This is a genomic window from Nocardia sp. NPDC057668, assembly GCF_042799795.1.
Taxonomy (GTDB): domain Bacteria; phylum Actinomycetota; class Actinomycetes; order Mycobacteriales; family Mycobacteriaceae; genus Nocardia.
On the sequence record NZ_JBHVIC010000001.1, the window covers coordinates 2,031,294 to 2,051,259 of the forward strand.

At 70.0% G+C, this 19,966-nt stretch carries 17 protein-coding genes; 1 reads left to right on the forward strand and 16 read right to left on the reverse strand.

Features of this window, described 5'->3' with window-relative positions:
• Window positions 1-283 precede the first annotated feature (283 nt).
• The 11 genes from ACFVBH_RS09370 to ACFVBH_RS09420 form a co-directional block, all read right to left on the reverse strand.
• Window positions 284-2,632 carry a Tex family protein gene (locus tag ACFVBH_RS09370; RefSeq protein ID WP_379001010.1) on the reverse strand — a complete coding sequence of 783 codons (2,349 nt, stop codon included), beginning with the start codon at window positions 2,630-2,632 and terminating at the stop codon, window positions 284-286.
• A 185-nt stretch (window positions 2,633-2,817) separates the two neighbouring features.
• On the reverse strand, window positions 2,818-3,507 hold the full coding sequence (gene trmD, locus ACFVBH_RS09375; protein ID WP_379001011.1) for a tRNA (guanosine(37)-N1)-methyltransferase TrmD: 690 nt from the start codon (window positions 3,505-3,507) through the stop codon (window positions 2,818-2,820).
• Window positions 3,508-3,510: 3 nt separating this feature from the next.
• Complete coding sequence (rimM, locus tag ACFVBH_RS09380) at window positions 3,511-4,047, reverse strand: ribosome maturation factor RimM (RefSeq protein ID WP_379001012.1); 537 nt, start codon at window positions 4,045-4,047, stop codon at window positions 3,511-3,513.
• Window positions 4,048-4,290, reverse strand: coding sequence for an RNA-binding protein (locus ACFVBH_RS09385; protein ID WP_354987403.1), 243 nt, complete (start codon window positions 4,288-4,290; stop codon window positions 4,048-4,050).
• Window positions 4,290-4,736, reverse strand: a complete 447-nt coding sequence (rpsP, locus tag ACFVBH_RS09390) for a 30S ribosomal protein S16 (RefSeq protein ID WP_354987402.1) — start codon at window positions 4,734-4,736, stop codon at window positions 4,290-4,292. The genes ACFVBH_RS09385 and rpsP overlap by 1 nt, the downstream gene beginning before the upstream one ends.
• A 502-nt stretch (window positions 4,737-5,238) precedes the next feature.
• Window positions 5,239-6,339 (reverse strand): amidohydrolase family protein, encoded by a 1,101-nt coding sequence (locus tag ACFVBH_RS09395; RefSeq protein WP_379001013.1) that lies wholly within the window; start codon window positions 6,337-6,339, stop codon window positions 5,239-5,241.
• 111 nt (window positions 6,340-6,450) lie between these two features.
• Window positions 6,451-7,428 carry a BMP family ABC transporter substrate-binding protein gene (locus ACFVBH_RS09400; protein ID WP_379001015.1) on the reverse strand — a complete coding sequence of 326 codons (978 nt, stop codon included), beginning with the start codon at window positions 7,426-7,428 and terminating at the stop codon, window positions 6,451-6,453.
• Window positions 7,429-7,474: 46 nt separating this feature from the next.
• Window positions 7,475-8,446: an ornithine cyclodeaminase family protein gene (locus tag ACFVBH_RS09405; RefSeq protein ID WP_379001016.1), complete on the reverse strand. Its 972-nt coding sequence runs from the start codon at window positions 8,444-8,446 to the stop codon at window positions 7,475-7,477.
• The gene (locus tag ACFVBH_RS09410; RefSeq protein ID WP_379001017.1) at window positions 8,446-9,366 is read right to left on the reverse strand and encodes an ABC transporter permease; all 921 of its coding nucleotides are present in this window, start codon (window positions 9,364-9,366) and stop codon (window positions 8,446-8,448) included. The genes ACFVBH_RS09405 and ACFVBH_RS09410 overlap by 1 nt, the downstream gene beginning before the upstream one ends.
• Window positions 9,363-10,418 (reverse strand): ABC transporter permease, encoded by a 1,056-nt coding sequence (locus ACFVBH_RS09415; protein WP_379001018.1) that lies wholly within the window; start codon window positions 10,416-10,418, stop codon window positions 9,363-9,365. Before ACFVBH_RS09415 ends, ACFVBH_RS09410 begins: the two co-directional genes overlap by 4 nt.
• Before the next feature lie 242 nt (window positions 10,419-10,660).
• Entirely contained in the window at window positions 10,661-12,514 is a 1,854-nt protein-coding gene (locus ACFVBH_RS09420) for an ABC transporter ATP-binding protein (RefSeq protein ID WP_379001019.1), read from the reverse strand.
• 116 nt (window positions 12,515-12,630) lie between these two features.
• Between ACFVBH_RS09420 and ACFVBH_RS09425 the strand changes: the two genes are divergently transcribed.
• Window positions 12,631-13,344, forward strand: coding sequence for a GntR family transcriptional regulator (locus tag ACFVBH_RS09425; protein ID WP_379001021.1), 714 nt, complete (start codon window positions 12,631-12,633; stop codon window positions 13,342-13,344).
• A 75-nt stretch (window positions 13,345-13,419) separates the two neighbouring features.
• On the opposite strand, the gene ffh is transcribed toward ACFVBH_RS09425, so the two are convergent.
• The 5 genes from ffh to ACFVBH_RS09450 form a co-directional block, all read right to left on the reverse strand.
• Complete coding sequence (gene ffh / locus ACFVBH_RS09430) at window positions 13,420-14,988, reverse strand: signal recognition particle protein (RefSeq protein ID WP_354987393.1); 1,569 nt, start codon at window positions 14,986-14,988, stop codon at window positions 13,420-13,422.
• A 64-nt stretch (window positions 14,989-15,052) separates the two neighbouring features.
• The gene (locus tag ACFVBH_RS09435) at window positions 15,053-15,328 is read right to left on the reverse strand and encodes a hypothetical protein (RefSeq protein WP_354987392.1); all 276 of its coding nucleotides are present in this window, start codon (window positions 15,326-15,328) and stop codon (window positions 15,053-15,055) included.
• 198 nt (window positions 15,329-15,526) lie between these two features.
• On the reverse strand, window positions 15,527-17,995 hold the full coding sequence (locus tag ACFVBH_RS09440; protein ID WP_354987391.1) for a [protein-PII] uridylyltransferase: 2,469 nt from the start codon (window positions 17,993-17,995) through the stop codon (window positions 15,527-15,529).
• Window positions 17,996-18,163: 168 nt separating this feature from the next.
• On the reverse strand, window positions 18,164-18,502 hold the full coding sequence (locus ACFVBH_RS09445) for a P-II family nitrogen regulator (RefSeq protein WP_067827260.1): 339 nt from the start codon (window positions 18,500-18,502) through the stop codon (window positions 18,164-18,166).
• A 3-nt stretch (window positions 18,503-18,505) separates the two neighbouring features.
• Window positions 18,506-19,816 carry an ammonium transporter gene (locus ACFVBH_RS09450; RefSeq protein WP_354987444.1) on the reverse strand — a complete coding sequence of 437 codons (1,311 nt, stop codon included), beginning with the start codon at window positions 19,814-19,816 and terminating at the stop codon, window positions 18,506-18,508.
• Window positions 19,817-19,966 lie beyond the last annotated feature (150 nt).

The window sequence follows — 19,966 nt, forward strand, 5'->3', positions numbered from 1 at the left end:
CGAACGACAGGGGAACGGCGAACGCCCGGCACCCGGCCGACCGTGGGTCGGCGCTCGAGTGCGCCCCTTTCTCACCGTGCCCTCGACGCCGGCAAGCGACCACCGCCGGCCGATGGGGCGGGTCCGGAATCTCCAATCCCGGCGCGCCGCAAGCCGACTCGGCGGGCGGGCGGACGGATGCGCGCCCACCCACCCGGTGACTCCGTGTACCGCGGCTGTGCACGCTGCCGACACCGCTGGGCGGCACCGCGATCGCGGTGCCGCCCAGCGAGAGACGCGGGTACTACTTGCCGAATCCCGCGCGGCGCAGGGCGTCGGCCATGGAGCCGGAGGCCGCCGGCTGGGGGCGGTTGCCGCCCTGGCGATTACCGCCGGACTGGTTGCCCTGGCGGGGGTTGCCGCCCTGGCGGCCGCCGCCCTGACCGCCCTGGCGCTGGCGGTTGTCGCCGCCGGGGCGATTGCCCTGGCCGCCGCGCGGACGGCCTTCGCCGCGTTCGGGTTTGGCGGCGCCGGGTTCGTCGTCCAGGCGCAGGGACAGGCCGATGCGCTGGCGCTGGACGTCCACCTCCATGACCTTGACCTTCACCACGTCGCCGGACTTCACGACCTCGCGGGGATCCTTGACGAAGTTGTGGGACATGGCCGAGACGTGGACCAGGCCGTCCTGGTGGACGCCGATGTCGATGAAGGCGCCGAAGGCCGCGACATTGGTGACCACGCCCTCCAGGACCATGCCGGGTTCGAGGTCGGCGACCTTCTCGATGCCCGCGGCGAACTCGGCGGTCTTGAACTCCGGGCGGGGGTCGAGGCCGGGCTTCTCGAGCTCGGCGATGATGTCGGTGACGGTCGGAACGCCGAAGCGTTCGTCGGTGAAGTCGGCGGGGCGCAGCGCGCGCAGCGCGGTGGTGTTGCCGATGAGCTCGCCGACGGTGCGGCCGCTGGCGTCGAGCATGCGGCGGACCACGGGGTACGCCTCGGGGTGCACCGAGGAGAAGTCGAGGGGATCGTCACCGTTGCGGATACGCAGGAAGCCCGCGCACTGCTCGAACGCCTTGGGGCCCAGGCGCGGCACGGTCAGCAGCGCGGAGCGGCTGCGGAACGGGCCGTTGGCGTCGCGGTGCGCCACAATGCTTTCCGCGACCGAGCCGGTGATGCCCGAGACCCGGGACAGCAGCGGCACCGAGGCGGTGTTGACGTCGACGCCGACCGCGTTCACCGCGTCCTCGACGACCGCGCCGAGCGAGCGGGCCAGCAGGGTTTCGGAGATGTCGTGCTGGTACTGGCCGACGCCGATGGACTTGGGGTCGATCTTGACGAGCTCGGCGAGCGGGTCCTGCAGGCGGCGGGCGATGGAGACCGCGCCGCGCAGGGACACGTCCATGTCGGGCAGTTCGACCGAGGCGTAGGCCGAGGCCGAGTACACCGAGGCGCCCGCCTCGGAGACCACGATCTTGGTGGGCTTGTTCTCGGGAATGCGCGAGATGAGTTCGGCGGCAAGGGCGTCGGTCTCGCGCGAGGCGGTGCCGTTGCCGATGGCGATGAGCTCGACCTTGAACCGCGCGACCAGCGCGCCCAGCACGGCCAGGGACTTCTCGGTCTGCCCGGTGTGCGGGTAGATGACCTCGGTGGCGACGGCCTTGCCGGTGGCGTCGACCACGGCGACCTTAACGCCGGTGCGGAAGCCCGGGTCCAGGCCCATGGTGGTGCGGGTGCCGGCGGGCGCGGCCAGCAGCAGGTCGCGCAGGTTCATGGCGAACACGTCGACGGCGTCGCGTTCGGCGGACTGGCGCAGCCGCATGCGGGTGTCGATGCCCAGGCTGACCTGCAGCTTGGTGCGCCAGGCCCAGCGCACGGTGTCGAGCAGCCAGGTGTCGGCGGCGCGGCCGCGGGCGGCGATGTCGAACTTGTGGGCGATGCGGCCCTCGTAGACGCTGCGCTCGCCGGGTTCGAGTTCCTCGGTGTCGGGTTCGAGGTGCAGGGTGAGCACCTCTTCCTTCTCACCGCGCAGCAGCGCCAGGATGCGATGCGAGGGCAGCTTGCTGAACGGCTCGCTGAACTCGAAGTAGTCGGCGAACTTCGCGCCGGCTTCTTCCTTGCCCGCGCGGACGGTGGAGCTGACCTGGCCGCGGTTCCACATGAGTTCGCGCAGTTCGCCGACGAGGTCGGCGTCCTCGGCGAAGCGTTCGACCAGGATGGCGCGCGCGCCGTCGAGCTGTTCGGCGTCGTACTGCGCGGGATCGGTGGTCGGATCCCCGATCAGGGCGTCGGCGACGGGCTCGTGCCCGGCCTCGCGCGCGATCTGGGCCTTGGTGCGCCGCTTGGGCTTGAACGGCAGGTAGATGTCCTCGAGGCGGGCCTTGGTGTCCGCGAGCATGATCTGCGCGTGCAGCGCGTCGTCCAGTTTGCCCTGGGTGCGAATGGATTCGATGATCGAACCGCGGCGCTCGTCGAGTTCGCGCAGGTAGTGCAGGCGCTCGTCGAGGGTGCGCAGCTGCGCGTCGTCGAGGCCGCCGGTGACCTCCTTGCGGTAGCGGGCCACGAAGGGCACGGTCGATCCGGCGTCGAGTAGTTCGACGGCGGCGCGCACCTGCTCCTCCCGCACGCCGAGTTCGTCGGCGATACGCCGACCCACACTGGCTAGGCGAACGGTCCCGGCGGTCGGGGCCGCGCTCGGAGCAGTGGCACTGTCTGCGCTGACGGTTTCGGAGGCTGTCGTCACTCGGCAGACACTACCGGCGTCGGGGGACAAGCCCGAACAGTGCCGCACCGAACTGTCCGGAACGTCGTAGTCGTTCGGTTTGCGGAGCGAACTTTTGGCTATTCTCCGGTGGGCGGCAGCAGATCCGGGCGCCGCGCGCGAGTGCGCTCGAGCGACTGCTCGTGCCGCCAGGCGGCTATCTTCGCGTGATTGCCCGAGAGCAGGATGTCCGGGACATCCAGATCGCGCCAGGACACCGGCCGCGTGTAGCTCGGGCCCTCCAGCAGACCGTCGGAGAACGAATCCTGTTGGTGCGACTGCTGATTGCCGAGCACTCCGGGAATGAGCCGGACGAACGCCTCGGTCATGACCAGCACCGCCGCCTCGCCGCCGATGAGCACGTAGTCGCCGATGCTGACCTCTTCGACGCGCACCCGCTTCGCGGCATCGTCGAAGACCCGCTGGTCGATGCCTTCGTAACGGCCGCAGGCGAATACGATGTGCCGCTCGGCCGACCAGCGTTCGGCCGTGGCCTGGGTGAAGGGGACCCCCGCCGGGGTCGGGACCACCAGCAGGGCGTCATCGGGGCACACCTGATCGAGGGCGTCGCCCCAGATGGTCGGCTTCATGACCATGCCCGGTCCCCCGCCGTACGGGGTGTCGTCCACGGCCTTGTGCACGTCGTGCGTCCAGTCGCGCAGATCGCGCACCCCGACCTCGAGGATGCCCTTGTCGATCGCCTTGCCCAGCAAGGCCGTTCGCATGGGTTCGAGGTATTCGGGGAAGATGGTGACGACGTCGATGCGCATCGGTTACTCCGGGTCCAGCAGACCCTGCGGCGGATCGATGACGATCAGCGAGTCCGCGATCGAGACGGTCGGCACGATCGCATTCACGAAGGGCACCAGGATCTCTCGGCCCACCGGGGGGAAGCCCTCGGCGGCCGTGATCGAAAGCAGTTCGCCCGCGGCCGAATGCAGTACTTCCTTGACCGTGCCCACAACGGTGCCGTCGCCCAATTGCACGGTGAGACCTTCGAGTTCGTGGTCGTAGTACTCGTCCGGATCCTGCGAGGGCGGCAGATCGGCGGAGTCGATCACGAAAAGCATGCCGCGCAACGCATCCGCGGCTTCACGCTGGACGAGCCCTTCCAGACGCACGAGAAGCCGGCCCGAGTGCTCCCGGGCCGACTCCACTACGTACTGCTGCGTCTGCTTCGCGCGCGGCAGCCGGCCCACGAGGGTGGCGCCGGGCGCGAAACGCAGATCGGGCTCGTCGGTGCGGACCTCTACGACGAGTTCGCCGCGCACACCGTGCGACTTGGCGACCCGCCCGACGACGAGTTCCATCTATTGATCCGTGTCGACCACGTCGACGCGAATGCCCTTACCGCCGATGCCGGCGACGAGCGTGCGCAGCGCGGTCGCCGTACGGCCACCGCGACCGATCACCTTGCCCAGGTCGTCGGGATGCACGTGCACCTCGACGGTCCGGCCACGACGACTGGTGATCAGCTCGACGCTGACGTCATCCGGATTGGCGACGATGCCGCGAACGAGATGTTCGACGGCATCGGCGACGACGGCCGTCATTACTCGGCGGCCGGGGTCTCGGCGGCCTCGGAAGCGGCCTCGGCGGCCTCTTCCTTCTTGGCGGCCTTCTTCTTCGGGGTGACGGCCTCGGCGGTGGGCTCGCTGTCGGCGGCGGCCAGCGCGGCGTTGAACAGGTCCAGCTTGGACGGCTTGGCGGCCTTGGTCTTGAGGGTGCCCTCGGCGCCCGGCAGGCCCTTGAACTTCTGCCAGTCGCCGGTGATCTCCAGCAGACGCTGCACGGCCTCGGTCGGCTGCGCGCCGACGCCCAGCCAGTACTGCGCGCGCTCGGAGTTGACCTCGATCAGCGAGGGCTCTTCCTTCGGCTGGTAGATGCCGATGGACTCGATGGCGCGGCCGTCACGACGGGTGCGCGCATCGGCGACGACGATGCGGTACTGGGGGTTGCGGATCTTGCCCAGACGGGTCAGCTTGATCTTGACAGCCATTAGCTGTGCCTTTCGATGGTGGCCGCCCCGAAGGGCAGCCCGGTTGGTCACGGCGCAATTCAGCAACCCACGCGGGGTGGGCCCGGTTTTGCGTTGAGTGTGTGACCGCCGCGCGGAACGTATCCGGAGACGGGCTGCACTTGTCCTCGATGAGGACGATCGGCCATTCTGCCAGATCGGTCCGGGACCGGAGAAATCGCCCTCACCGGAGACGGCCCGGACGACCCCCGGAAACGACTCGGCCCGCCGGGTCCGAGGACGCCGGGCGGGCCGCTGTCGTATAGGGCGCTATCGGGCGCTGATCGACGAGCTGAGCGAATCGACGCTCCCGAGAAACAACTTCGCGGCAATGCTAGCGATCAGACCGGCGATCACGGTCTCCACGGAACCCACAGCAGGTCTCCTCATCAGGTCGAACTCCAGAACGTGTGAAGCATGACCCATTCACACTCCCGGGGCGACCGGAATCACCAGATTGCCCGCTGGCCGGGATACGAGCGGGTCAGCGGTAGGCGGTGACCGGGTCGCGGCGGTCGTAGACGTGGCCGCGCAGGACCACCCAGGACGGGGTGGCGAGGGCTGCCAGGTTCTCGCGGGGGTCCTGCTGGTAGACGACGAAGTCGGCGGGGGCGCCGGGTTCGATCGACGGGTGGTTCAGCCAGGTGCGGGCGTTCCAGGAGGAGGCGCCGAGGGCGTCGTGGGGGGTGAAGCCGGCGCCGGTCAGGGCGATGATCTCGTCGGCGATCCGGCCGTGGGTGATCGAGCCGCCGGCGTCGGTGCCGGTGTAGATCGGAACGCCCGCCTCGTGCGCCTTGCCGATGGTGTCGCGGGAGCGGGCGTGCAGGTCGCGCATGTGGGCGGCGTAGACCGGGAATTTGCCTGCGCCGGCGGCGATTTCGGGGAAGGTATCGATATTGATCAGCGTCGGCACCAGGGCGACGCGGTGGCGGGCCATGAAGTCGATGGTGTCGTCGGTCAGGCCGGTGCCGTGCTCGATGCAGTCGATGCCCGCGTTCAGCAGGCCCGGCAGGGCATCCTCGCCGAACACGTGGGCCGTCACGCGCGCGCCTTCGCGATGCGCGGCGTCGATGGCCTCCTTCAGCACCGCGTCGGACCAGAGCGGGCACAGATCGCCCACCGCCCGGTCGATCCAGTCGCCGACGATCTTCACCCACCCGTCGCCGCGCCGGGCCTGCTCGGCCACGATCGCCGGCAGGTCTCGTTCATCGTCCAGGTCGATGCCCAGTTCGCGGATGTACCGCTTGGGCCGCGCGATGTGCCGCCCCGCCCGCACGATCCGCGGCAGATCCGGGCGGTCGTCGGCGAACCGCGTGTCGATCGGCGATCCGGCATCGCGCAGCAGTAGCACCCCGGCGTCGCGCTCGACCTCCGCCTGCGCGATGGCTCCGGCCGAATCCTCGTGCCCGCCACCGTATTTGATCCCCACGTGGCAGTGCGCGTCGACCAGCCCCGGCACGATCCAGCCCGAGGCGTGAATGGTCTCGGCGTCGGCGACGGGCTCGAACGAGATCACCCCGTCGTGCACCCACAGATCGACGAATTCCCCGGTGGGCAATACCGCCCCGCGAAAATGCAGACGCATGTCCGACCTCCTGGTCTCGGCCTGTCCACATCGTAGAGGCCACCGGCACGCGGACAGCGCGCCCGGGTGTGCACCGCGGACGCGCCGGGCCGAATCGGGTTGCCCCGCGCCTCACTTGATGACGACGGCCCCGTCCGCGAGATCCTTCTCGATCTTGTCCATGGCGGTCACGACCGACGGATCGGCGGCGCAAACAACCAGATCGGAAGCGCCTGTGCCCGAGGCGATGCCGAAGCGGACCTGTTCCGCGGCGAACGTGCCGTTCAGGACCGCGTTCACCGCGTATTCGAGCTCGGCGCCGGTGTCCTGCTTCGCGTAGGCGGCGTAGGCGGGCTCGGACCCGCACGGCTTCACCAGGGGGCCGCCGACCAGGGTCGCGCCGGACTCCTTGGCCGCCTGGGCCAGGCCCTGGTGGCCGAGGTTCAGCTGCTGGCCGAAAACGTCGGCGCCCGCGCCGATTCCGGCCTGGGTGGCCTGCTTCGCCTTGGCGACATCGTTGAAATCGCCGATGTACTGCGGGGGCAGCACCGTCACATCGGGTTTGGCCAGCTTCGCGCCCTGTTCGAAGGCCCGGGCGGTCTTGACGATCGCGGGCAGTTCCATGCCGCCCAGGAACGCCACCTTGCCGGACCTGGTGGTCAGCGCCGCGAACGCGCCGGCCAGGAAGCCGCCGTCGGCCTGCACCGGGTCGTAGTAGGCGAGGTTGGTCAGCGGGGCCGCGTCGGCGGGGCCGCCGATCTCGACGAACTTGACCTTCGGGAACGACGGCGCGACCTGGCGCAGCACCGAATCGGTCTGGCCGCCGAAGGAGACGACCACGTCGGTGGTCGAGGCCAGCCGGGTCAGCACCTGCTGATAGTCGGCGGTCGCGACCTGTTCGACCTTGGTGAGCGAAACCTTGTCGCCCAGTGTGCTTTCCAGGCGCTGATAGCCCTCGTAGCCCGACTGCATGAAGCCGTCGTCGGAGATGGATCCGGGGAACATCACCCCGACCCGCACCGTGGATCCGGTGTTCTCGGAGCTACCGCCGCAGGCGGCGACGGACGCGCCGACGGCCAGGGTCAGCAGGGCGACTGCGATCTTCTTCATGGTTCTTCCTTCGAGGGGTTGGGGCGGAAGCGTTCGGGCCGATGGGTCATGCGGCCAGGTCGATGTCGGTGCCGATGCCGCGACGCCGGGCGAGGTCGACCAGCAGGCGCGCGGTGGCCAGGTCCTGCAGGCCGACGCCGAGGGAGTTGAACAGGGTGATCTGCGCGGGATCGGTGCGGCCGGGTTTGGCGCCGATGAGCACCTCGCCCAGCTCGTCCGCCACGTGTTCGGCCCCGAAGACGCCCGCGCGCAACGGGATCAGCACATCGCCGGACTCGTGCAGCGCGGACAGGCGGCTGTCCACCACCACGCGGGCGCGGCGCATGCCCTCGCTGTCGATCTCGCGATGATCCGGACGAGGCGGCGCGCCAACGGCATTCACATGCAGGCCGGGACGGAACCACTCGCCCAGCACCACCGGGTCCTTCGAGGGGGTCAGGGTGCACAGCACATCGGCCGCCGCCACCACATCCGCCGGGGTGCGCGCGGTTTCGGCTCCGGTGGCGGCGGCGAACGCCCGCGCGGTGGCATCGGTGCGGCTCCACACCACGATTCGCTCGAACGGCAGCACCGCGGTGAGCGCCTCGACATGGGTGCGGGCCAACGCTCCCGCGCCGATCAGCCCCAGCACCCGGCTCTCGGGGCGTGCGAGCGCCGCGGTCGCCACCGCGGACGCGGCGGCGGTGCGGAACCTGGTGACAGCGCCGCCGTCGATCAGCGCCGCGCACGCGCCGTCCTCGGTGTTCACCGTCAGAATCGCCGAACGCTGCACCGGCAGACCGCGATCCCGGTTGGCGGGCACGTCGGCCAGCAGCTTCACCGCCGCCATCCCGGCGCCGCGGGACGCCGCGGCCATGACCAGGAACGCCGCGTCCGATCCGGGCAGGCGCATGGCGGGCGGCGCGGGCAGCACCGCCGCGCCCCGGGCCAGCTCCGCGTGCGCACCGCGCACCGCGGCGAAGACCTCCGGCAGCGTGATCATCGCCAGTACGTCGGAGCGCGTCAGGATCAGGGTCATCAGGCTTTGGCCTCTCGGAGGAAGGGCTGGGTGAGCCCGGCGGGCGCGCGGCTCGCGCCGACCAGCCCGCTCACCGCCAGCACCGCGAGCAGATACGGCGACATGACCAGGACCGCGGTCGGCACGTGGATGCCGAGCGCGGGCGCCGCGAATTGCAGCGCCTGGGCGATGCCGAAGAGCAGACAGGCGAGCAGGGTCGGCCACGGCCGCCACTTGCCGGCGATCACCGCGACCACGGCCAGATAGCCCGCGCCCGCGGTGATGTTGTCGGTGAAGGCGTGCACGTCGGCCAGCGCCAGGTGCGCACCCGCCAGACCGGAGGCCGCACCGGTGATCAGCACCGCGGCGTAGCGAAACGCCTTGACCGGCAGGCCGGATCGGTCGGCGGTGAGCGCGTCCTCACCGATCGCGCTGATCGCCAGGCCCCAGCCCGTGCGATGGGAGAACACCACGGCCAGCAGAACGGCCAGCGCGACGGCCAGGTAGCCGAGCGCGGTCTGGGCGAACAGGGCGCGGCCGACCACCGGAATATCGCTGAGTACCGGGATGGCGAGCCGGTCGAAGCCCGGAACCGCCCGGCCCTCGGTGAAATACAGGCGCGCGCCGTAGGTGGTCGCGCCGAGGGCGAGCGCGTTGGCCGCGATGCCGGTGACGATCTGATCGGCGCGCAGCGTCACGCTCAGCACCGCCTGGATCAACGCCACCAGCAGGGCGGCCACCAGCGCGCACAGCACACCGGCGACCGCGCTGCCGGTCGTGTGCGTGCCGACCGCTCCCGCGAAGGCGGCGGTCAGCATCATGCCGTCGACGCTGAGGTTGAGCACGCCCGCGCGCTCGCTGACGAGTTCGCCCGCCGAGGCCACCGCCAGCGGAATCGCCAGTCGCACACCGCCGTCGAGCAGTTCACCGATCGCGCTCATCGCCCGTTCTCCTTTCGCAGCAGCACCGCACCGGCGACGAAGATGATCAGCACGCTCTGCACCACCTGAATCGAGGAAGCCGGAACCGACGCCGCCAGTTGCAGATTGATGCCGCCGGACGCGAGCAGGCCGAACGCCAGCGAGATTCCGGCGACGGCGGTCAGCGAGCCGCGGGCCAGCAGGCCCACCACCAGACCCGCGAAGCCGTAGCCGGAGGTGAAGTGCTCGGCGAGCACATAGGGCACGGTGGCGACCAGCCCCGCGCCCGCCACCCCGGCCAGCCCGCCCGCCACCGCGAGCGCGCCGAAACGCAGCCGGTGCACGCCCAGGCCGAGCCGGGCCGAGGCGGCCTCGGACAGCCCGACCGCGGTGAGGCGCGTGCCGGTGGCGGTGCGCCGCAGCACGATCGCGGTGAGCACGGCCGCGAGCGCCGCCACCGCGACCACGACGGTCGCGGGCGAGCCCTCGATGCCGAGCAGCGGCAGCCGCGCGCCCTCGGGCAGCGGCGCGGACTGCGGCAGCGTCTCCGACGAGGTGATCGGCTGCCGCAGCAGCCCCGCCTCGTGCACCACGAGCGTCACCAGTCCGAGTCCGACGAAATTCAGCAGCAGGGTGGTGATCACCTCGCTGGTCCCCCGCCACACCCGCAGCCCCGCCGCGATGCCCGCCCACGCCGCACCCGCCACGAACCCGGCGCCCAGCACCAGCGGAACTCCCACCGCCGCGGGCGCTCCGGCGGGCAGCCACAACCCGACGGCCGCGGCCGCGATCCCGCCCAGCGCGAGCTGCCCCTCACCGCCCACGTTGACCAGTCCCGCCCGATGCGCGACCGTGAACCCGGTCCCGATCAACGCGAGCACGGCCGCCATGTTCAGCGCGCTCCCGAACGCGTACGGCGTCCCGAACATGCCCTCCCACAACGCGTCCGCGGCCTTCGCCGGCGACGCGCCCCCACCCAGCACCAACCCCAGCCCGACGATCAGCGCGGCCGCCACCGCCCCGCCGTAGACGGCGAGGTCACGCGTGAACCGCTGCGGGGAAAGCCGTTCCAAGACGGCCCGCACACGTCCCGCGCCGACGGACCGCGCCCCGGCCGCGTCGCCCGCGGGCGGTGACGAACAGTGATCAGTGGACGCCGCGAGATCCTCGGGCGCGGAGGGTGGCCCGGGTCGGGCGGAGGTTACCGACGAGGTTGCGGGCGCGGCCGGGTTTGCAGACGCGGCAGCAGAGATTGTGGATTCGGCAGGGGTTGAGGGTGCGGACGCGGCGGGGGGACGGCGGCGGGCATTGCCGGTCATGCGACTGTTCCGAGCATGAGGTTGGCGATCTTTTCTCGGGCGTGGGGATCGGCGGGGGTTACCGGGCCGAGGAGGCGGCCGCGGTAGGCGACCAGGATCCGGTCGCAGAGGGTGAGGAGCTCGGGGAGCTCGTGGGAGATCAGCAGGACCGCGCACCCGGCGGCTGCCGCTGCGCGGAGTTGGGTCAGGACCGCGTCCACCGCACCGAGGTCGAGGCCGCGGGTCGGCTGGGCCGCGATGAGGCAGCGCAGGCCGGGGAGGGCCAATTCGCGCGCCACCACCACCTTTTGCTGGTTGCCGCCCGACAGGGTGCGCATGGGTGCGCGGGGGCCGGGGGCCTTGATGCGGTGGCGCTCGATCACCTCGGCGGCGGTCGCGTCTATCGCTTTGCGGTCGAGCAGGCCGTAGCGGCGGAACTCGGCGAGGCGGCCGAGGGTGAGGTTCTCGGCGACGGTCATGGCGGGCACGCAACCTTCGTGGTGGCGGTCCTCCGGAATCACGCCCAAGCCGTGCGCGGTGCGAGCCGCGGGCGTGGCGTCTGTGAGATCGGTTGCGGCCAGGTGGAATTGCCCCGCATCGGGACGACGCGCACCGCTCAGCACCGCGACCAGCTCACTCTGCCCGTTGCCCTCCACCCCCGCGATCCCGGTGATCTCACCCGGCCGCAGTTCCAGGTCGACCCCGTCCAGGGCCGAGCCGCCGTCGGGACGGGCGAGACGCAACCCGGAGGTACGCAGGACCGGCGCGATCGCGGCGAAATCCCTTGTTCGGATGGATATCTCACCCGCCGAGGCACCGTCGGAGTCCAGCGCGACGGCAACGCCGACATCCCGAACGGTCACGCCACGGCGCTCCGAGGTAGCCGCACGATCGGACTCCGGATCGCCCCTACCACCGAACTCCGAGATGGCCGCAACGCCGGACTCTGGACCGTCCCCACCGCCAGACTCCGAAGTAGCCGCACCACCGGACTCCAGACCCACATCATCGAACCGCGAGAGGTCCACGGCCCCGGGCGATCCCGGGCCGGTCGTAGCGGTAGCGCCCTGTCCCAACGCGGCGGGCGCATCGACCCCCGGCACTACCGCCGCGGGCAGCGGCCCGCCGCCCAGCAGCGCCTGATCCAGGTCGCCGAGGGCGCGGCCGACCATCAGCTCGACCAGCTCCGCGCGCGTGAACGAGTGCAGCGGACCGGAACCCGCGACCCGGCCGCCGCGCAGCACCGTCGCCGCGTCCCCGGCCTGTTCGATCTCGCCGAGTTTGTGGGTGACCAGGACCACCGCCCGGCCGGAGTCCGCGATGCGGCGGCAGGTCGCCAGCAGGGCATCGATCTCGGCGGGACCCAGGACCGCGGTGGGTTCGTCGAGCAGCACCAGGCGTGGTTCGCGCAGCAGGCATTTCACGATCTCGACCTGCTGGCGCGCGCCGACCGAAAGCTCCTCGGCCCGCGTCGCCAGCGGCGCCCGCAACCCGAACTCGTCCTCGATGCGGGCCAGGCGCGCGGCGAGCTCGCGGCGCGGGAGACGCAGGCCCGCACCGGATCCCAGCAGCAGGTTCTCCCCCACCGTGAGCGTCGGGATCAGGCTGAAGTGCTGATGCACCATGGCGATGCCGTGACCGAGCGCGTCGGCGGGACGCCGGGGCCGGTACCGCTCACCGAACAGTCGCATCTCACCCGTATCGGGGGCCGCGCCGCCGTACACGAGATTGCACAGGGTCGATTTCCCCGCGCCGTTCTCGCCGAGCACGCAGTGCACCTCGCCGAGCGCGATCGTGAGATCGATGTCCGACAGTGCCCGCACGGCACCGAAACTCTTGCCGACGCCGGTCAGCTCCAGGGCCGTGTCCACGATCGAACCTCCAGTTAGTGGTATACCGTTAACTGTCGGTCTCGGGTGTGGCGCGAACGTTCCGCTCATGTTTCGGTCCGGAAAACCCATCCCGGACCCCGATACTGTGGAGAGTCGTGACGGAACCAGGTTCGCTGCGCCACCGCGCCTACGAGTCCATCAAGGCGCGCATCGTCGGCGTGGAACTACGCCCCGGCCAGCGCCTGGTCGAACGCGACCTGGCCACCGAGCTCGAGGTCTCGCGCATCCCACTGCGCGAGGCGCTGCGCATGCTGGCCTCGGAGGGCCTGGTGCTACTGGTACCCGGAAAAGGCGCGCTGGTAGCGCCTTTCACCCCCGCCGACGTGAATCATCTGTTCGACGTCCGCGAGGTGCTCGAATCGCTGGCGGCCCGCCTGGCCGCCGCCAACGCCACCCCCGATCGCCTCCGGCCACTCGAAGCCGTTCTCGCCGAAGCGATCTCGGCCACGCACGCCGGCGACCCGCAGCGCATCGCACCGGCCAACGCCGCGTTCCACGCCGAAATCATCGAACTGGCGGGCAATCCCCTGCTCAGTTCGCAGATGCACCCCCTGGCCGCCCGCACCGAATGGCTCTTCCGCCTCACCGCCGATCGCGATGCCGCCGAACAATGCTCGGAACACCAGGCCCTGTTCGACCGCATCGCCGCGCGCGACGAGTCAGGCGCGGCTGCCAGCGCCTTCGCCCACATAGCCGCCGGCCGCGCCCCCAGCCTGGCCTTCGCCGAGGCCTGGTCCCAGTCCGACGTGGACCCCGAGCAGATCGCCCGCGCCCGCCGCAGACGCCGCGCGGAGCCGACCGCGCACTAGCGCAGCGCACATCTGAAAACAGCTCCGGCCCCGTCGATTTCGACGGGGCCGGACCACGATTCAGCGGCGCGACTACTACTTCTTCGGGAAGTTCAGCTTCGAGAGGTCGAAACCGTCCAGACCCGGGGGCAACTCGTTCAAACCGGCGGGCAGGTTGCCCAGATCCGGCATCCCGCCGGGCATCCCCGGGAGGCCCGGCATCCCCGGGAAGCCGCCGCGCAGCTTCGGCGGCGTCGGGCCGCGCCCGCCCTTCTTGCCCTTCTTGCCCTTGCCCTTCTTGTTGTTGCCGCCGCGCGCGCCCGGCAGGCCGAACTGGCGGCTCATCGCGCCCATCATCTTCTTGGCTTCGAAGAAGCGGTCGACCAACTGGTTGACCTCGGAGACGGTGACGCCCGAGCCGTTGGCGATGCGCAGCCGGCGGGAAGCGTTGATGATCTTCGGGTTGTCGCGCTCGGCCCGGGTCATGCCGCGGATGATGGCCTGCACGCGGTCCAGCTGCTTGTCATCGACCTGCGCCAGTACGTCTTTCATCTGACCCGCGCCCGGCAGCATGCCGAGCAGGTTGCCGATGGGACCCATCTTGCGGATGGCCAGCATCTGCTCGAGGAAGTCTTCCAGGGTCAGCTCGCCGGAGCCGATCTTGCGCGCGGCCTCTTCGGCCTGCTTGGCGTCGTAGACCTGTTCGGCCTGCTCGATGAGCGAGAGCAGATCGCCCATGCCGAGGATGCGGCTGGCCATGCGGTCGGGGTGGAAGACGTCGAAGTCCTCGAGCTTCTCACCGGTGGAGGCGAAAAGGATGGGCTTGCCGGTGATCTCGCGCACCGACAGCGCCGCGCCACCGCGGGCGTCGCCGTCCAGCTTGGTGAGCACGACGCCGGTGAAGCCGACGCCGTCCTGGAACGCCTGGGCGGTGGTGACGGCGTCCTGGCCGATCATGGAGTCGAGCACGAACAGGATCTCGTCCGGATTCACCGCGTCGCGGATGCCGGCGGCCTGGGACATCAGCTCGGCGTCGATGCCGAGGCGGCCCGCGGTGTCGACGATCACGATGTCGTACTGCTTGCTTCGGGCCTCTTCGATGCCCTGGCGCGCGACCAGCACCGGATCCGCGGCCGAGACGCCCAGCGGGTTCTCGCCGCCGCCGATGGAGGTGCCCGGGTTCGGCGCGAACACCGGCACCCCGGCCCGCTCGCCGACCACCTGGAGCTGGGTGACCGCGCCGGGTCGCTGAAGGTCGCAGGCGACCAGCAGCGGCTGATGCCCCTGCCCCTTGAGCCATTTGGCGAGCTTGCCCGCGAGCGTGGTCTTACCCGCGCCCTGCAGACCGGCCAGCATGATGACCGTCGGCGGGTTCTTGGCGTACTGCAGCCGGCGGGTCTCGCCGCCCAGGATGCCGACGAGTTCCTCGTTGACGATCTTGACGACCTGCTGCGCCGGATTCAGCGCCGCGGAGACCTCCGCGCCCTTGGCGCGTTCCTTGATCTTGGCGATGAAGCCGCGCACCACGGGCAGCGCGACGTCTGCCTCGAGCAGCGCGAGCCGGATCTCCCGCGCGGTCGCATCGATATCGGCCGGGGACAGGCGCCCCTTTCCACGCAGATCCTTGAGGGCACCGGCCAACCGGTCGGAAAGGGATTCGAACACCGATGCTCCTGATCTCGAGGGACGTCACTCGAGATACCAGGGTAGTGGGGAACGCGGCGGGCCGTTATTCCAGGGAGCGGGGTCGTGGCAGAGTGAGCGGACGATGGAGGTCGTGACGCTCGACGGCGACCATGCCGACGGCCTCACGCGCGGTCAATCCCAGCTGGAGCGCCAGGCCGTCGAGCATGGCCCATTGCGCCCTGCTGGGTTCCTGTGGATCGGTGACAGTCGCGGCGATCGTCATGGCCGTCACCGCCTGCGGACCCGTCAGGGTGCGCCCGGGCAGCCACGACACGACCCAGCGATCACCTCCGACACAGCGGGCAATGTGTGTGGTCATATCACTCGTCATAGTCGACGCGGAAACAACTTCGATTGCCACCAACTGCTCCCCTCAATGGCTTGTCACAGCTCGGGATGAGGCGATATTAGGGTGTGCCGGGGATCACGCTATCCGCATTTCAGCTAATTGCGTGCAACAATCGGATTAACTGGCAAACACCCGGTTTGCCAGTTAATACAGCTTCCTGGCAACCGTTCAGAAAACCGAGGTTGAATCGTTTTCAGTGTCCGATTCGGGCGATTTCTTCGGTTGTTGCGGAGGTACCACCGCCAGTACAGCGGCCTCGATCTCGGCTCTGCGTTCCGGCGTGTCGGCCGCGCCCAGATCCAGGCAGAACGAGTCGACGACCGCCGCGCCCATGGTGCTGACCTTGGCCCAGCACACATTCGCGCCCGATTCCGCGAGCGCGGCGGCCAGCCGGCTCAGCAGACCGATCCGGTCCTCGGCGCGCAATTCCAGCAACACCCGCCCCGGTTCGGCGGTCTCGAACCAGAGCACGCGCGGTTTCGCCTGCGCATAAGGACTGGGCTGGGTACCGCCCGCCTCACGTTCCTTGCGCGCGAGCACCGCGGCCAAATCCAAATCGCCGTTGATCGCCCTGATCAATTCCTGGCGCAGCAGACCCGGCTCCGGCGGATCGCCGAATCGCGGCGCGACCGCGAAGGTATCGATCGCCGATTCGCCGATACTGTCCAAACTCGCCGAGAGCACCCGCAGCGAATGCAACGCCAGCACCCCGGCGGCATCGGAGAGCAGCCCGGGATGATCCGGGGCCACCACGGTGACGATATGGGTGTACCGACCCTGCCCCGGCTTCAATTCCACGTGCACGCCGCCCTTTTCGGCGCGCTCGCGCAGCTCGTCCGGGATCGGTTCGGGTTTGGGCAGGTCCTCCCCCGCCATGGCGAGCCGGCACCGGCGCACCAGATCCCCGATGAGCGAGGCCTTCCAGTCGTTCCAGACCCCGGGACCGGTGGCCAGGGAATCGGCTTCGGCCAGCGCGTGCAGGAGTTCGAGCAGTTGCGAATCGCCGTCCAGCGCCTCGACCACCATCTTCACGGTGTCCGGATCGGCCAGATCGCGGCGGGTCGCGGTGTCCGGCAACAGCAGATGGTGACGCACCATGGCCGAGAGCGTGCGCACATCCGAGGGCCACAGGCCCAGCCGGCGGCCGATCGAGGTCGCCAGTTCCGCGCCGACCACACTGTGATCCTCGGTGCGCCCCTTGCCGATATCGTGCAGCAGCGCGCCGATGAGCAGCAGGTCCGGGCGCGCCACCCGGGTGGCCAGCGCCCCGGCCTGCGACACCGCCTCCATCAGATGACGATCCACGGTCCAGGTGTGCATGGCGTCGCGCGGCGGCAGATCGCGCACCACGCCCCATTCCGGAAAGAGCCTGCCCCACAGTCCCGTTCGATCCAGCGCCTCGATGGACTCGATGGCCCCGCGGCCCGCGCCCAGCAGCACCAGCAGATCGTTGAGCGCTTCCTTGGGCCACGGTTCGCGCAGTTCGGGCGCGTCCTCGGAGAGCCGGTTCAGCGTGGTCGCGGACATCGGCAGCCCGGTCTGCGCCGAGGCCGCGGCCACCCGCAGGATCAGGCCGGGATCGCGCTGCGGGCGCGCGTCACGCGCGAGCACCACCTCGCCCGAATGCTCGACCACGCCCTCGTCGAGCGGGCGGCGCACCGGCATGCGGCGCAGCCGGGCCAACCCGCGCCGGGGCAGGGCGTTGGCGGCGGTGCGCAGCCCGACGTCGGCGGAGTAGCTGACCGTGCGCGCCGCGTCACTGAGCGTGCGGGCGAGATCGAAGCGGTCGCCGATGCGCAGCGCCGCGCCGATCTCGTCGGCGTCCTGGGCGCGCAGCTGATCCCGGGCGCGGCCCGCGACCCGGTGCAGTTCGGTGCGCACGTCGAGCAGGCGACGATGCGCCTGCAGCAGACCGCCACCGGGCACATCGGGACCGAGTCCCGGCATGGCGTCGGTCAACTGCGCGATGGCCAGCGCGTCCAGCAGCTGGATGTCGCGCAGGCCGCCGCGCCCGTTCTTGAGGTCGGGTTCGGCGCGGTGCGCGATCTCGCCGCTGCGCCGCCAGCGGGTTTCGGCCTGGGCGATCAAAGCGTCGAAGCGCGAACGGATTCCGGTGCGCCAATCGCGGCGGACGCCGCTGATCAGCAGATTGCTCAGGCCCTCGTCACCCACGATGTGCCGGGCCTCGAGCATGCCCAGGGCCGCGGTCAGATCGTCGGCGGCCACCCGCAGCGCCTGCGGGACGGTGCGCACGCTGTGATCGAGTTTGATGTGGGCGTCCCACAGCGGATACCAGAGCTGGTCGGCCACCTCGGCCACGCGCTTGGGATCGACGCCGTCGTAGAGCAGCACCAGATCCAGATCCGAATAGGGCAGCATCTCGCGGCGGCCCAGGCCGCCCACGGCCACGATGGCCAGCCCGCTGTCCGCGGTGATGCCGACCTCGGAAGCCTTTGTGGTCAGCCACAATTCGAAGAGATCGACCAGTGCCTGGCGCAGGGCCTCGGGGTCGAGCCGGGAACTGCGCCCGTGGGCCGAATGCTCGGCGAGCAATTGGGTGCGGGCCCGGACCAGATCCGATGCCCCGTTGGACTTCGCGTCGGAAGCCTGCTCGTCACGTGCCTGCTCGAAACCCACAACTACCCACCTCGTTCAGTTCGGCGTCCCGGGCGCGTCGTGCGCGGTCCGGAACCTGGCGCCCGGCGAAAGCACGGAGGCGGCCCCGTCCCGGCCGGTGTGAGCCGGGCGGGAGCGGGGCCGCCGCTCAATGATCTGCAGTGCTCAGCGAGCTAGATCTGTGTTCGCTCAGAGAGCGTCGGACCCACGCTCGCCGGTGCGGACCCGGATGACACCCTCGACGGGGGTGACCCAGACCTTGCCGTCACCGATCTTGCCGGTGCGGGCGGCCTCGACGATGACCTCGACGACCTTCTCGACCGACGCGTCGTCCACGACGACCTCGACCCGAACCTTCGGGACGAAATCCACCGAGTACTCCGCACCGCGGTAAACCTCGGTGTGGCCCTTCTGGCGGCCGTAGCCCTGGACTTCGCTGACGGTCATGCCGAGCACGCCCGCCTGCTCCAGACCGGACTTCACATCCTCGAGCGTGAACGGTTTGACGATTGCGGTTACCAGTTTCATGCGTCATGCCTCCTTGACGGCGGTGGAACGTGCCGTGCCACCCACAGCAGCGAAATCGTATGCCGATTCCGCGTGCTCCGACTCGTCCATGCCGACGAACTCGGATTCTTCATCGGCCCGCAGCCCGATCGTGAACTTGATGGCGAGGGCGATGATCAGGGTGGCGATGCCCGAGTAGGCAAGCACCGCACCGGCTCCCACGGCCTGCTTGATCAGCTGATCGAAGCCGCCGCCGTAGAAAAGACCGGCGACAGCCGCGGGCGCCTCGGGCGCGGCGAACAGACCGACCAGCAGCGTGCCGACGATGCCGCCGACGAGGTGAACGCCGACCACGTCGAGCGAGTCGTCGAAACCGAACTTGTACTTCAGGCCCACGGCCAGGGCGCAGAGCACACCGGCGATGACGCCGATGGCGAGCGCGCCGAGCACGTTCACCGAGGAGCAGGACGGGGTGATGGCGACCAGACCGGCCACGATGCCCGAGGCGGCGCCGAGCGAGGTGGGCTTGCCGTCGCGAATCTTCTCCACCAGGAGCCAGGCGAGCATGGCGGCGGCGGTGGCCACGGTGGTGGTGACGAAGGTGGCGCCGGCGATGCCGTTGGAGCCCACGGCCGAACCGGCGTTGAAGCCGTACCAGCCGAACCACAGCAGACCCGCGCCGAGCATCACGAACGGCAGGTTGTGCGGGCGCATGGGGGTCTGCGGCCAGCCCTTGCGCTTGCCCAGCACCAGGACCAGGACCAGCGCGGCGATACCGGCGTTGATGTGGACCGCGGTGCCGCCGGCGAAGTCGATGGCCTTGAGCTTGGTGGCGATCCAGCCGCCGTGCTCGGCGGTGACGCCGTCGAAGGCGAAGACCCAGTGCGCGACCGGGAAGTAGACGACGGTGGCCCAGACCGCGGCGAAGAGCAGCCAGGCGCCGAACTTCAGGCGGTCGGCGACCGCACCCGAGATGAGGGCGACGGTGATGATCGCGAACATGGCCTGGAAGGCCACGAAGACCGTGAGCGGGATGGTGCCGGCCAGCGGGATCGAGGCCGCCGTGGTCACACCGTCCTCACCGGTGCTGGCCAGGTAGGTGCCGCCGATCAGGCCCTTCAGGCCGAAGTACTGGGTCGGATCTCCGAGGAGATTGCCCTTGTCTTCACCGAAGGCCATCGAGAAGCCGTACAGCACCCATAGGACGGCGATCACGCCCATGGCGCTGATGCTCATCATGATCATGTTCAGCACGTTCTTCGCACGGACCATGCCGCCGTAGAAGAATGCCAGACCCGGGGTCATCAGCAGCACGAGTGCGGCGCTGGCCAGCATCCATGCGGTGTCTCCGGCGTCAGGTGCACCGGTTAACGGAAACGCCACCTCTAGTTCCTCCTCATCTCGGGCTCTGCCGAATCCGGCAAATCGAGCCTGCAATGAGGTTCCTCAGTTGGTGTTTCCTCCGTGATCCTGCGGCGTTTCGCC

Bases quoted from the DNA above. Each gene is read 5' to 3' on its own strand.
- trmD (WP_379001011.1), bottom strand. From the start codon at position 3,507: ATGCGCATCGACGTCGTCACCATCTTCCCCGAATACCTCGAACCCATG.
- rimM (WP_379001012.1), bottom strand. From the start codon at position 4,047: ATGGAACTCGTCGTCGGGCGGGTCGCCAAGTCGCACGGTGTGCGCGGC.
- ACFVBH_RS09385 (WP_354987403.1), bottom strand. From the start codon at position 4,290: ATGACGGCCGTCGTCGCCGATGCCGTCGAACATCTCGTTCGCGGCATC.
- rpsP (WP_354987402.1), bottom strand. From the start codon at position 4,736: ATGGCTGTCAAGATCAAGCTGACCCGTCTGGGCAAGATCCGCAACCCC.
- ACFVBH_RS09395 (WP_379001013.1), bottom strand. From the start codon at position 6,339: ATGCGTCTGCATTTTCGCGGGGCGGTATTGCCCACCGGGGAATTCGTC.
- ACFVBH_RS09400 (WP_379001015.1), bottom strand. From the start codon at position 7,428: ATGAAGAAGATCGCAGTCGCCCTGCTGACCCTGGCCGTCGGCGCGTCC.
- ACFVBH_RS09405 (WP_379001016.1), bottom strand. From the start codon at position 8,446: ATGACCCTGATCCTGACGCGCTCCGACGTACTGGCGATGATCACGCTG.
- ACFVBH_RS09410 (WP_379001017.1), bottom strand. From the start codon at position 9,366: ATGAGCGCGATCGGTGAACTGCTCGACGGCGGTGTGCGACTGGCGATT.
- ACFVBH_RS09435 (WP_354987392.1), bottom strand. From the start codon at position 15,328: ATGACCACACACATTGCCCGCTGTGTCGGAGGTGATCGCTGGGTCGTG.
- ACFVBH_RS09445 (WP_067827260.1), bottom strand. From the start codon at position 18,502: ATGAAACTGGTAACCGCAATCGTCAAACCGTTCACGCTCGAGGATGTG.
- ACFVBH_RS09450 (WP_354987444.1), bottom strand. From the start codon at position 19,816: ATGCTGGCCAGCGCCGCACTCGTGCTGCTGATGACCCCGGGTCTGGCA.